This is a genomic window from Lapillicoccus jejuensis, from assembly GCF_006715055.1.
Classification (GTDB): domain Bacteria; phylum Actinomycetota; class Actinomycetes; order Actinomycetales; family Dermatophilaceae; genus Lapillicoccus; species Lapillicoccus jejuensis.
The window spans coordinates 2,638,750-2,651,423 of record NZ_VFMN01000001.1 but is presented as its reverse complement, the minus strand read 5'-3'; the positions used below and the strand labels follow the sequence as shown (position 1 = coordinate 2,651,423).

Genomic DNA, 12,674 nt, shown 5'->3' with positions numbered 1-12,674 from the left:
GAACCGGTCCTTCCCGAGGCCGCCCCCAGCGGACGGCACCGCCCCGGGTGCCCCGGAGCTCGCCCGAGGGTAACCCGCGGGCGGCCCCGACCTGGGTGGAGTCCGGGAAGAGGTCGACCGAACGGTGGGTGCCCCGACCGGCTCGGACGACCTCAGCCGGCGCGTCCCGGCAGCCCGAGCAGCCGGGCGCCGTTGTCCCACAGGACGGCGCGCAGCCAGTCGTCGCCGAGCCCGAGCCGGTCGAGCGCCTCGAGCTGGTGCGCGTAGGGGTAGGGGATGTTGGGGAAGTCGGAGCCGAGGACGACCTGGTCGCGCAGGTCGGCGAGCCGCGAGGCGTGCCCGGGCGGCATCGGTGTCGTCGCCTCGGTGAAGTCCGTGCCGGCCATGGTCGTGTCGAGGTGGACGGTGGGGTACCGCTCGGCGAGCGTGGCGAAGGCGTCGTACTCGCTCATCCCCAGGTGGGCGATGACGAGCACGAGCCGCGGGAAGCGGCGCAGCACCGCCTCGACCGGGCCCGGCCCGGTGAAGGGGCCGGGCAGCGGCGCCGACCCGGCGTGCAGCACGACCGGCACCTGCGCGTCCTGGAGCAGCCCCCAGGCCGGGTCGAGCCGGGGGTCGTCGGGGGCGAAGACGCCGACCTGCACGTGCACCTTGGCGAGGCGCGCCCCGGCGGCGAGGGCCGCGGCGACGTACGTCCCCACGCCGTCCTCGGGGTAGAGGGTCATCGAGTGGACGGCGTCGGGCACCCGCGCGGCGAAGTCGGTGCACCAGTCGTTGAGCCAGGACGCCATCCCCGGCTTGTGCGGGTAGCAGAGCGAGGTGACGGCGCGGACGCCGAGCGCCCGGATCGTCGCGAGCCGCTCCTCCTCGGGCAGGCGGTAGTGCACCGGCCAGGCGCGGCCGTAGTGCTCCTCGGCGTGGTCGAAGTACGCCCACACCTTGGCCAGGACCGGCTCGGGCAGGAAGTGCACGTGGACGTCGGCCAGACCGGGCAGCCCCAGCCCCTGCCAGTACGACGGCACCTCGGCGTCGGTCCGCGGGCCGGTCACCGGCCGGCGAGCTCGGCGACGAGCGGCACGACGTCGGCGATCGAGTCGACGACCCGGGTGGGACGGAAGGGGTACCGCTCGACCTGGTCGCGCGACGTCGACCCGGTGAGGACGAGGACGGTCCGTAGCCCGGCCTCGAGCCCGCTGACGACGTCGGTGTCCATCCGGTCGCCGATCATCACCGTCGTCTCGCTGTGCGCCTCGATGCGGTTGAGCGCGCTGCGCATCATCAGCGGGTTGGGCTTGCCGACGTAGTACGGCTCCCGCCCGGTGGCCCGGGTGATGAGCGCGGCGACCGACCCGGTGGCCGGCAGCATGCCGTCCGGGCTGGGGCCGCTGGGGTCGGGGTTGGTGGCGATGAAGCGGGCTCCGGCGACGATGAGCCGGATGGCCTTGGTGATGGCCTCGAAGGAGTAGGTGCGGGTCTCGCCGAGGACGACGTAGTCGGGGTCGCGCTCGGTGAGCGTGTAGCCCGCCTCGTGCAGCGCCGTCGTCATCCCCGCCTCCCCCACGACGTACGCCGACCCGCCGGGCCGCTGCTCCGCGAGGAACGCGGCGGTGGCCAGCGCCGACGTCCAGATGACCTCCTCCGGCAGGTCGATGCCGCTGCGGGCGAGGCGCGCCCGCAGGTCGCGCGGGGTGTAGATCGAGTTGTTCGTGAGGACGAGGAAACGCCGCTCGGTCTCGACCAGCGCCTCGATGAAGTCGGACGCGCCGGGGATGGCGTGCTCCTCGTGGACGAGGACGCCGTCCATGTCGGTCAGCCAGCACTCGACGGGCTTGCGCTCGGTCATGGCCCCAGTCTGGCGGAACGGAGCCGCTGATCGAGCCGCTATCTCCCGTGGACGCGGCCGCTGCTGCATGCTGGGACCGCGCGGCAGGCGCGCCGTCCGGTCGTCCGAGGAGGAGCCGATGGAGTACGACGTCACCACGGACGTGCGCGCTGACCTGGGGACCGAGCCGTCCGGCAGCTTCCTCGCGCCGACCCCGCCGAGCGAGGGGGCGCAGCGGCTGGGCCGGGACGACCTCGAGCAGCTGGGCTACGTCATGAACGCCTCGCGGCTGTGGGGTCGGCTGCCCGCCGAGCACGACGCGCTCTTCGCGCTGCTGGGCGGGGCCGCGCGCACCGCGGGGCTGTCGATGCGCCAGCGGGGGGTGCTCGTCGCGGCGTGCGCGTCGACGCTCGGCGACTCCTACTGCTCGCTCGCCTGGGGCGGGAAGCTCGCGTCGGTCGCGGACCCGGACGTCGCGGCGACGGTGCTGCGCGGTGACGACACCCGGCTCGACACCGGTGAGCGGGCGCTGGCGCAGTGGGCCCGAACGGTCACCGCCGACCCGAACGGCACGACCCCGGAGGACCTCGACGCGCTGCGCGCCGCCGGGTACGACGACACGCAGGTCGCCGCCATCACGCTCTTCGTCGCGCTGCGGGTCGCGTTCTCGACGGTCAACGACGCGCTCGGCGCGCGCCCGGACCGGGCCCTCGTCGACGGCCTGCCGGAGGTCGTGCGCGACGCCGTGACCTGGGGCCGCACGCCCGAGGAGTGACGGCGCTGCTGAGAGCCATCAATTGATGGATGTCAGCAACCCGCCCCGCACCCGCGCTGCTGAAAGCCATCAATTGATGGATGTCAGCAACCCGCCCCGCACCCGCGCTGCTGAGAGCCATCAATTGATGGATGTCAGCAACCCGCCCCGTTCACATAGGAACGCCGGAGCCGTACCGCGAGGTCATCGCCGACGCGGAGGATCGCCGTCCTCGCCACACGCGACGCTGACCGCCGCCGGGAGTGACGCGCACCGTACGGGCGCTCAGCCCTGGCGCTGGCCGTAGGCGTGCGTGGGGGTGAGGACGGCGAGCAGGCGCTGCTCGACGACCATCGCGGCGCGGTACTCGTCCCAGTCCGGGTGCTCGCCCTGGGCGGTGCGGTAGTACTCGACGAGCGCGTCGACCGTCGCGTCGTGGGGGTCCTGCGCGACCGGGAGCAGCTCGACGTCGGCCTCGAGGACGGCGTACGACCAGAAGTCCGCGGTGGTGACGTGCAGCGCGCCCCACGGGGTGCGGCGCAGGTTGTGGTACTTCGCGCGGTCGGCGGTGATCGAGACCCGCAGCCGGCCGTCGTCGCCGACCAGGTGCAGCACGTTGGACAGCTGCGGGCGGCCGTCGCGCTTGAGGGTGACGAGGACGGAGCGGCGCTGCTCGCGCGCGAGCTCCCGGGCGGTGTCGAGGTCCATGGGAGCGGAACGGGGCCGGGGGCGACGGTGTTCCGCCGCCCCCGACCCCGCCTCGCGTGGTGCGGGTCCGCTCAGGCGCCGACGTACAGCGCGACCGCGTCCCCGGCCCCGACGGTGGCGGTGAACGTGCCGTTCGACGCGACCGTGTACTTCGGGCCGCTGCAGGCGCCGTTCGCGCCCGGGTCACCGTGCTGGACGTCGCAGTAGGACCCCGCCGGCAGGCTGGTCTGGAAGGTCCGGGTGATCGCGGAGCCCTCGTGGTTGATCGCGACGTAGCCGCGAGAGCCGCGCCCGAAGGCGATGGCGTTGGCGCCGTTGCTCCACCAGCTCGTCACGGGCTGGCCGGCGGTCGCGTTCCGGAAGGCCACCATGTTGGCGATCTGGCGCCACAGGTGCTGGCAGCGCCAGCCGTCGGAGAAGCAGGCGTTGACCGTGCCGCCGTTCGGCGGGCCGTCGTCGTTGCCGGCGTACTGGTAGCTCGACAGGACGTTGGGGCTGCCGTACGGCCAGGCCAGCATGAAGACGTTGGCGAGCGTGTAGGTGTTGCCGTACCCGGCGTTGAGGGTCGAGCCGTTGCGCTCGGTGTCCCAGTTGTCGATGAAGGTCCGCGCCTGGCCGCTCTTGAGGTAGCCCCACGGCTCGCCCCAGTTCGACAGGTAGGCGATCTTGTCGGAGGTGAACATCCGCTTGAGGTCGAAGGCCCCCTGGAAGTTGTCGACGTCGCCCGTCGGCGTGTACTCCGACGGCTGGACGGCCTCCCCCGCGCCGGGGATGACCTCCTGGACCCAGTAGGCGTTCGGGTTGCTCAGCTTGGCCTTGATGGCCGCGAGGTCGCTCTCGGCGACGTGCTTCGCCGCGTCGACGCGGAAGCCGTCGACGCCGAGGGCGAGCAGCGAGCTGAGGTAGCCGGCGATCCTCCCGCGCACGTAGTCGCTGCCGGTGTCGAGGTCGGCGAGCCCGACGAGCTCGCAGGTCTGCACCTCGGTGCGGTTGGTGTAGTCCGCGATGTCGCGACGGCAGGAGTGGAAGTCCTGCGTCTGGTAGGTCCCCGGGTAGTCGTACTTGGTGTACGCCGTCCCGCCGGTGCCGGTGCCGCTGCCCGCGCTCATGTGGTTGACGACGACGTCGGCGACGACCTTGACGCCGGCGGCGTGGCACGCGGAGACCATCCGCGAGAACGACGCCTGGTCACCGAGGCGCCCGGCGATCTTGTAGCTCACGGGCTGGTACGACGTCCACCACTGCGAGCCGGCGATGTGCTCGGCGGCCGGGGAGACCTCGACCAGGCCGTAGCCCTTCGGGCCGAGGACGGTCGTGCAGGCGGTGGCGACCGAGTCGTAGCGCCACTCGAACATCGTGGCCGTGACGTCCTTGGTGCCCGGCGGGGTGGCGCCGGCGGGTGGCGCCGAGAGCACCGCCGGGGCGGCGCCGAGGGCGAGGACGGTCGCGAGGACGGGGAGGAGGCGGGATCGCCGTCGTGCCTCGCGGTGCGGTGGGCGCCGGTGCGCGCGCAGACCCATGGGAGCTCCTTCGCTCTGGTACGGGCGTGTGTGGGGTGGGGGTGTGGCCCCCGAGGTGGGGGGTACGGGGCCGGGTAGGGCCCGGCTCGGCCCCCCGGGCGTGCTGGAGCGTAGGCACGCCTCGTGGGGGCGGCAACCGGAGAGCACCGCTCGCGCCCGTCCCCGCACCCCGTCCAGGAGCCCGCCCCATGGAGTACCGCACCCTCGGCCGCAGCGGCTGTGCCGTCTCGGCCCTCACGCTCGGCACGATGACCTTCGGCAACGAGACCGACGAGGAGGGGGCGCACGCGCAGCTCGACCTCTTCGTCGAGTCCGGGGGGACGCTGGTCGACACCGCCGACGTCTACAACGCCGGGGTCAGCGAGGAGATCATCGGCCGCTGGCTCGCGTCACGACCGGCCGACGTGCGCGACCAGGTCGTCGTCGCGAGCAAGGGCCGCTTCCCGACCGGCCCGGGCCCCAACGACCTCGGCCTGTCCCGGCGCCACCTGTCGCGCGCGATCGACGCCTCGCTGCGCCGGCTCGGGGTCGAGACGATCGACCTCTACCAGGTGCACGCGCACGACCCGTTCACGCCGGTCGAGGAGACGCTGTCGGCGCTCGACGACGCCGTGCACGCCGGGAAGATCTCGTACGTCGGCCTGTCGAACTTCACCGGCTGGCAGCTGCAGAAGGCGGTCGACGTCGCGGAGTTCGGTGGCATGAGCGTGCCGGTGACCCTGCAGCCGCAGTACAACCTGCTGGTCCGCGAGATCGAGTGGGAGATCGTGCCGGCAGCCCAGGCCAACGGCCTCGGCCTGCTGCCGTGGTCGCCGCTGGGCGGCGGGTGGTTGACCGGGAAGTACCGTCGTGAGGAACGACCCACCGGCGCGACGCGGCTGGGCGAGGACCCGGAGCGCGGCGTCGAGGCCTACGACCGACGGGGCCGGCAGGAGCGCACCTGGGCGACGATCGACGCCGTACGGGCGGTGGCCGAGGCGCGCGGGGTCACCCTCGGTCAGGTCGCCCTGGCGTGGCTGCGCGACCGGCCGGCGGTCACCTCGGTGATCCTCGGGGCGCGCACGCTCGAGCAGCTGCGCGACAACCTCGGCTCGAGCGACGTCGTCCTCACCGACGACGAGGTCTCGCGGCTCGACGCGGCGAGCGACCCGGCCCCGGCCGACTACCCGTACGGCGGCCCGGGCGTCGCCCAGCGCTCGCGCCGCATCGACGGCGGCCGCTGACCCACCTGAATCGGATTCGGCCCGCTCGACTCGTGTCACACACCGAGCCGAGCGGGCCGAATCCGATTCGTCTGGTCCCTGCGGGTCAGAGCGCGGCGGCGCGGGCCTTGAGCGCGTCGAGCGCGGCGTTGAACGTCGCCGACGGGCGCATGACCCGGGCGGCCTTCTCGGCGTCGGGGCGGAAGTAGCCACCGATGTCGGCCGGCTTCCCCTGGACGGCCAGCAGCTCCTGCGAGATGCGGCCCTCCTGCTCGCCGAGCGTGCGCGCGAGGTCGGCGAACGCGGCGGCGACCTGCGGGTCGTCGTCCTGGCGGGCCAGCTCCTGCGCCCAGTAGAGCGCGAGGTAGAAGTGGCTGCCGCGGTTGTCGACGGTGCCGAGCTTGCGCCCCGGGGACTTGTTCTCGTCGAGGAAGGTCGCCGTCGCCCGGTCGAGCGCCGCGCCGAGGACCCGCGCCCGCTCGTTCTTCGCGTGGTCGGCCAGGTGCTCGAACGACGCGGCCAGCGCGAGGAACTCGCCGAGGCTGTCCCAGCGCAGGTAGTCCTGCTCGACCAGCTGCTGCACGTGCTTCGGCGCCGAGCCGCCCGCGCCGGTCTCGAAGAGCCCGCCACCGGCCATGAGCGGCACGATCGAGAGCATCTTCGCGCTCGTGCCGAGCTCGAGGATCGGGAAGAGGTCGGTGAGGTAGTCGCGCAGCACGTTCCCGGTCACCGAGATGGTGTCCTCGCCGCGCCGGATCCGCTCCAGCGACGTGCGGATCGCGTCGACCGGGGCGGCGATGCTGATGTCCAGCCCGTCCGTGTCGTGCTCGGCGAGGTAGGTCCGCACCTTGCCGATGAGGTTGGCGTCGTGGGCGCGGTCCTCGTCGAGCCAGAAGATCGCCGGCGTCGCCGACGCGCGGGCGCGGGTGACGGCCAGCCCCACCCAGTCGCGGATGGGCGCGTCCTTGGTCTGGCAGGCGCGCCAGATGTCGCCCGGCTCGACGTCGTGGGTCATGAGCACGTTGCCGGCGGCGTCGACGACCTCGACCTTGCCGGCCGCGGTGACCTCGAAGGTCTTGTCGTGCGACCCGTACTCCTCGGCCTTCTGGGCCATGAGACCGACGTTGGGCACCGAGCCCACCGTCGTCGGGTCGAAGGCGCCGTGGGCGCGGCAGTCGTCGAGGACGGCCTGGTAGATGCCGGCGTACGACGAGTCGGGCAGCACCGCGAGCGTGTCGGCCTCCTCGCCGTCCGGGCCCCACATGTGGCCGGAGGTGCGGATCATCGCCGGCATCGACGCGTCGACGATGACGTCGCTCGGCACGTGCAGGTTGGTGATCCCCTTGTCGGAGTTGACCATCGCCAGGCGCGGGCCGTCGGCGAGGCCCTGCTCGATCGCGGCGCGGATCTCGGCGCCGTGCTCGAGCCCGTCCAGCCCGGCGAGGACGGCCCCGAGGCCGTTGGAGCCGTCGAGCCCGGCGGCGACCAGCTCGGCGCCGTACCGGCTGTAGACGTCGGCGAAGTAGGCGCGCACGACGTGGCCGAAGACGATGGGGTCGGAGACCTTCATCATCGTCGCCTTGAGGTGGACCGAGAACAGCACGCCCTCGGCCTTGGCGCGGGCGACCTGCTCGGCGAGGAACGCGTCGAGGGCCGCCGCGCGCAGGACCGTCGCGTCGACGACCTCGCCCGCGAGGACCGCGAGCCCGTCCTTGAGGACGGTCGTCGTGCCGTCGGCGCCGACGTGGCGGATGGTCAGGGTGTCGTCGGCGGGCAGGACGACGGACTGCTCGGTCGAGCGGAAGTCGTCGTGGCCCATCGTCGCGACGTTGGTGCGCGAGTCGGCGCTCCACGCACCCATCGAGTGCGGGTGCTTGCGCGCGTAGGACTTCACCGACGCCGGCGCGCGACGGTCCGAGTTCCCTTCGCGCAGCACGGGGTTGACGGCCGAGCCCTTGACCTTGTCGTACCGGGCGCGGGTCTCGCGCTCCTCGTCGGTGCGCGGCTCGTCCGGGTAGTCCGGCAGCGCGATCCCCTGCGCCTGCAGCTCGGCGACGGCGGCCTTGAGCTGCGGCACCGACGCCGAGATGTTCGGCAGCTTGATGATGTTGGCCTCGGGCGTCGTCGCGAGCGCACCGAGCTCGGCGAGGGCGTCGCTCTCGCGCTGGTCCTCGGGCAGGCGGTCGGCGAAGGCGGCGACGATGCGGCCGGCGAGCGAGATGTCGCGGGTCTCGACGTCGACACCGGCGGCCGCGGCGTAGGCCTCCACCACCGGCAGGAAGGAGTACGTCGCGAGCAGCGGCGCCTCGTCGGTGAGCGTGTAGATGATCGTGCTCATGCGGGTCGGCTCCCAGGGTCGGCGGGCGGTCGGGTGGAGCGGGTCGCCGCCGGAGGGACTCCCGCGGCCTCGGGCCCCACCCTACCGCCTATCTTGACGTCAAGATAGTTGCCCGGGGAACGCCTCACGACGTCCGCGCACCCCCGCCGCGGACCCGCCCGGGCAGTAGCCTCACCGCATGACGACGCCGGTGACGGGGAGCCTGGGCGACGGCCTGCGACGGCCGATGGGCAAGCGGCTGGGGGCGGAGGCGCTCGGCTCGTTCTTCCTCGTCCTCGGCACGGTCGGGACCGCGGTCCTCGGGGCGTCGTACACCTCCCCGGGGTCGCTGACGCAGCCGTCGAGCCAGCAGGGCGTCGGCAACCTCGGCATCGCCCTGGCCGCCGGCCTGTCCTTCGTCGCGGTCGCCTACGCCGTCGGCTCGGTCTCCGGGGCCCACCTCAACCCGGCGGTGACGCTGGGGCTGTGGGCGGCCCGCCGCTTCGACTCGCTGCGCGAGGTGGGCCTGTACGTCGTCGCCCAGCTCGCCGGTGGCCTGCTCGCCGGCGCCGTCGTGTGGGGCACGGCCCGCAGCACCTTCGGCAGCGCGCAGGCGACGGGGCAGCTCGACGCCAACGGCTTCGGCGCGCACTCCCCCGTCGGCGCCGGGCTCGGCGTCGTGCTGCTCGCCGAGGTGCTGCTCACGGCGCTGCTCGTCCTCGTCGTCCTCGGCGCGACGACGTCGTACGCGCCGAGCGGGTTCGAGCCGATCGCCATCGGCTTCGCGTACGTCGTCGTGCACCTGGTCTCCCTGCCGCTGTCGCGCACCGGCGTCAACCCGGCCCGCTCGCTGGCCGTGGCGTTCTTCAACGGCGACGGCGCCCCGGGCCAGCTGTGGGTCTTCCTGCTCGCACCGGTCGTCGGCGCCGTCCTCGCCGGCTGGTCCTTCGAGGCGATCACCGGCATCGACCGCAGCAACGTCGACATCGGCGGCGGGCCCGCCGCGCGGTGACCGAGGCCACCCGCCCGCGGCCCCGTGCCCGTCCGGGGTGACCCGCCCCGGCTGCTAGCGTCGGAGCCGACCGGATCCCCGCGCCGGCACGACCGGCGCCCCAGCAGATGAGGCCCGAAGTTGACCACCACCCCCGTCAAGGTCGCCGTCACCGGCGCCGCCGGCCAGATCGGCTACAGCCTGCTCTTCCGCCTCGCCGCGGGTGACCTGCTCGGCCCCGACACCCCGATCGAGCTGCGCCTGCTCGAGATCACGCCGGCGCTCAAGGCGCTCGAGGGCGTCGTCATGGAGCTCGACGACTGCGCCTTCCCGACCCTCGCGGGGGTGCAGATCGGCGACGACCCGACGACGGTCTTCGACGGCGTCAACCTCGCCCTCCTCGTCGGCGCCCGCCCGCGCGGCCCGGGCATGGAGCGCGGCGACCTGCTGGAGGCCAACGGCGGCATCTTCGCGCCGCAGGGCAAGGCCCTGTCCGAGGTCGCGGCCGACGACGTCAAGGTCGTCGTCACCGGCAACCCGGCCAACACCAACGCGCTCATCGCCCTGAGCAACGCGGGCGACATCCCCGCGCGGCAGTTCTCGGCCCTGACCCGCCTGGACCACAACCGCGCCATCGCGCAGCTCGCGGCCAGGCTGCAGGTCCCGGTCACCGAGGTCAAGCACATGACGATCTGGGGCAACCACTCGGCCACGCAGTACCCCGACCTCTTCCACGCCGAGGTCTCCGGCCGCAACGCCTACGAGGCCGTCGGCGACCACGACTGGGTCGAGAACACCTTCATCCCCACCGTCGCCAAGCGCGGCGCGGCGATCATCGAGGCGCGTGGCGCGTCGTCCGCCGCCTCGGCCGCGTCGGCGACCATCGACCACGCCCGCACCTGGCTGCAGGGCACGGCGGAGGGCGACTGGGTCTCCATGGCCGTCCCGTCCGACGGCTCGTACGGCGTCCCCGAGGGCATCGTCTCCTCCTTCCCGGTCACGGTGACGGACGGCGAGTGGAGCATCGTCCAGGGCCTGGAGATCGACGACTTCTCGCGCGCGAGGATCGACGCGTCGGTCGAGGAGCTCCAGGGCGAGCGCGACGCCGTCCAGGAGCTCGGCCTGCTCGGCTGACGTCCCGACCGACGCCCGTACGACGCCCCGCCCGGCCCCGCCGGGCGGGGCGTCGCGCGTTCAGCCGCCGGGCGGGACGTCGAGCTTGACGAGGGTGAACGCGGTGACGAGGGCCGCCGCGACGAGGAGCAGCAGGACGACGTCGGTGCCGCGGGAGCGGACCTCGAGGCCGCCGCCGCGAGGGCTGGGCAGGACGGCGCGCAGCACCGCGCCGAGCGCGACCGACCCGGCGACGACGTACCCGCCCTGGCGCACCGGACCGACGAGGACGAGCACGAGACCGGCGAGCAGACCGAGGGCGACGAGCCACCACGGCCCGAGCCCCGACAGGGCGCGCCAGCGTCCCCCACCGCCGCTCGCCGTCACGGCGCACATCCTCGCACGGCGCTCAGCGGCCCCCGAGGGACGCGGCCCGGGTGGCGGCCCGCTGCGCCAGGTCGAGGCGCCCCTGCTGCTGGTAGACCCCGGCGAGCAGCGTCAGCGGCAGCGGGTCGCGCGGGCGCAGGTCGGCGGTGGCGGTGAGGTCGGCCACCGCCGCGTCGAGCCGGCCCAGCCCCGCGAGGACCCGGGCCCGGGCCACGAGCACCTCGGCGTCGACGGGGGCGGCGGCGTGGGCCCGGTCGAGCGCGACGAGGGCGTCGTCGGGCCGTCCGCGCAGCCGGTCGAGCGCCGCCAGGTCGACGAGCGCGCCGGCGTCGGTGGGGACGGCCGCGGCCGCCCGCTCGACGTACGGCGCCCACCGGGCCGGGTCCGCGGGCGGGTCCGTCACCAGCGCGTGCGCCGCGAGCCCGTCGAGGTCGCGGTCCCACGGCCGCAGCGCGTGGGCGCGGTCGAGGTCGGCCAGGCCGGCCTCGCCCTGCCCCGCCGCGAGCGCCAGCAGCCCCGAGCGCAGCGGCACCTCGGCGGCCGACGCAAGGGCCAGCGCGAGGGCGGCGAGCGCCACGACACCCGCGGCGGCCCGGCGCAGCGCGACCGGTCGCTCGCGCTCGCGGGGCACCGCCAGGAGGCTGCCGGCCAGCACGCACAGCAGCGGGGTCGAGCCGGGCGCGGTGAAGTGCGTGAGCAGCACGGCACCCCACCCCGCGACCGCCGCCGACGTCCCCCTCACCCACGCCCGGTCCCGGGGCCGGTCCGTCGCCCACCGGGCCCGCCGGGCCCGGGCGGCGCGGACGAGCACGACGACGGCGGCCACGGCCACGACGAGCAGCAGCGCTCCCCCGGCGACGGCGACCTGCAGCGGCACCGAGTGCGGGCTGTCGAGGCGGTCCGCACCGGCGAGGCGCACGTAGTCGGCGCTCTGCACCGCGGGGACGGCGGTGACGAACCCCGACGGGCCGACGCCGAGCACCGGGTGGTGGGCGAGCAGCGTCAGCGTCTCCTGCCACTCCAGCCAGCGCCCGCTGACCGTCTGCCGGGACAGCGGGCTCAGCAGCAGCAGGCGGTCCCGGGTGAGCGGCAGCGCGAGCGCGAGGACGACGACCGCGCCGAGGCCGCCGAACGCGACCCGGCGCACGACCGGCGTGCCGGTGACCGCGACGACGGCGACCGCGACGAGCAGGCCGAGCAGCGCGCCGCGGGAGGCGGACGTGACGACGGCGAGCACCGCGGCGACGGCGGCGACCTGGGACCACCGGTCGCGCCGGACGTCGCCGAGACCGAGCACGAGACCGAGGACGGCGACGCCGTACGCCCCCTGCTCGGTGGCGTTGCCGAGCAGCGAGCCGGGTCGGGTGACGTCGGTGGACCCGGTGAGCAGCCCGAGGGTCTGGAGCACCGCGAGCGCCCCGACGAGGGCGGCGGCGACCGTCGTCGCCCGCACCAGGTGCCGGCGCAGCGGCCCCGGGGCGCCGAGCAGCCAGGCGCCGGCGGCGACGGCCAGGGCGTAGACGCCGACCGAGACCACGCCCTCGTAGCGCGGGGCGCGCCCGACGAGCTGCGCGAGCGGTGCCCCGCCGAGCAGCGCGGCGAGCGCGAGGACGAGCAGCCCGGCCACGAGGACGAGCAGCCCCGGGCGGCCGAGCCGGCTGCGCCGGGCGGCGAGCAGGGCGAGACCGAGGGCGACCGCGTCGACGGTGAGCTTGGGCAGGACGAACGGGGTGAGGGCGCCGGGCAGCACCACCGCCGGCGCCAGGCCGAGCAGCCAGACCGCGACGACGTGGACCCGCGGCGGCGACGGCTCGGCGACGCGCGGCGCCCGGGTCGCACTGCCCGCCCGGCTCGCCGGGC

Annotated in this window: 11 protein-coding genes; 4 read left to right on the top strand and 7 right to left on the bottom strand. The window is 74.5% G+C overall.

All coding sequences use genetic code 11. The features are described 5' to 3' along the window. Positions 1-152: 152 nt before the first annotated feature. Positions 153-1,049, bottom strand: coding sequence for an amidohydrolase family protein (locus FB458_RS12465; protein WP_141848775.1), 897 nt, complete (start codon positions 1,047-1,049; stop codon positions 153-155). Continuing rightward, entirely contained in the window at positions 1,046-1,843 is a 798-nt protein-coding gene (locus FB458_RS12460) for an HAD-IIA family hydrolase (RefSeq protein ID WP_141848774.1), read from the bottom strand. Before FB458_RS12460 ends, FB458_RS12465 begins: the two co-directional genes overlap by 4 nt. A gap of 118 nt (positions 1,844-1,961) precedes the next feature. On the opposite strand from FB458_RS12460, the gene FB458_RS12455 reads away from it, so the two are divergent. Further along, entirely contained in the window at positions 1,962-2,597 is a 636-nt protein-coding gene (locus FB458_RS12455; protein ID WP_211356026.1) for a carboxymuconolactone decarboxylase family protein, read from the top strand. 264 nt (positions 2,598-2,861) lie between these two features. Here FB458_RS12455 and FB458_RS12450 read toward each other — a convergent pair whose 3' ends face one another. Beyond that, the gene (locus FB458_RS12450) at positions 2,862-3,284 is read right to left on the bottom strand and encodes a PPOX class F420-dependent oxidoreductase (protein WP_141848773.1); all 423 of its coding nucleotides are present in this window, start codon (positions 3,282-3,284) and stop codon (positions 2,862-2,864) included. Between the two features lie 71 nt (positions 3,285-3,355). Next, positions 3,356-4,804: an alpha-amylase gene (locus tag FB458_RS12445; RefSeq protein ID WP_141848772.1), complete on the bottom strand. Its 1,449-nt coding sequence runs from the start codon at positions 4,802-4,804 to the stop codon at positions 3,356-3,358. Positions 4,805-4,992: 188 nt separating this feature from the next. Between FB458_RS12445 and FB458_RS12440 the strand changes: the two genes are divergently transcribed. Continuing rightward, the gene (locus FB458_RS12440) at positions 4,993-6,027 is read left to right on the top strand and encodes an aldo/keto reductase (protein WP_141848771.1); all 1,035 of its coding nucleotides are present in this window, start codon (positions 4,993-4,995) and stop codon (positions 6,025-6,027) included. Positions 6,028-6,112: 85 nt separating this feature from the next. On the opposite strand, the gene FB458_RS12435 is transcribed toward FB458_RS12440, so the two are convergent. Next, positions 6,113-8,344 (bottom strand): NADP-dependent isocitrate dehydrogenase, encoded by a 2,232-nt coding sequence (locus FB458_RS12435; RefSeq protein ID WP_141848770.1) that lies wholly within the window; start codon positions 8,342-8,344, stop codon positions 6,113-6,115. 178 nt (positions 8,345-8,522) lie between these two features. On the opposite strand from FB458_RS12435, the gene FB458_RS12430 reads away from it, so the two are divergent. Together FB458_RS12430 and FB458_RS12425 are read left to right on the top strand one after the other, a co-directional pair. After that, positions 8,523-9,335: an aquaporin gene (locus FB458_RS12430; protein ID WP_246061193.1), complete on the top strand. Its 813-nt coding sequence runs from the start codon at positions 8,523-8,525 to the stop codon at positions 9,333-9,335. Positions 9,336-9,455: 120 nt separating this feature from the next. Then, the gene (locus FB458_RS12425; RefSeq protein WP_141848769.1) at positions 9,456-10,448 is read left to right on the top strand and encodes a malate dehydrogenase; all 993 of its coding nucleotides are present in this window, start codon (positions 9,456-9,458) and stop codon (positions 10,446-10,448) included. A 60-nt stretch (positions 10,449-10,508) separates the two neighbouring features. Here the strand turns inward: FB458_RS12425 and FB458_RS12420 are convergent, their stop codons facing one another. Both FB458_RS12420 and FB458_RS12415 read right to left on the bottom strand, forming a co-directional pair. After that, the gene (locus FB458_RS12420) at positions 10,509-10,814 is read right to left on the bottom strand and encodes a DUF3017 domain-containing protein (RefSeq protein WP_170185668.1); all 306 of its coding nucleotides are present in this window, start codon (positions 10,812-10,814) and stop codon (positions 10,509-10,511) included. Positions 10,815-10,836: 22 nt separating this feature from the next. Further along, a complete protein-coding gene (locus FB458_RS12415; RefSeq protein ID WP_141848767.1) occupies positions 10,837-12,567 on the bottom strand; it encodes an O-antigen ligase family protein in 1,731 nt (576 codons plus the stop codon). Between the last annotated feature and the right edge of the window lie 107 nt (positions 12,568-12,674).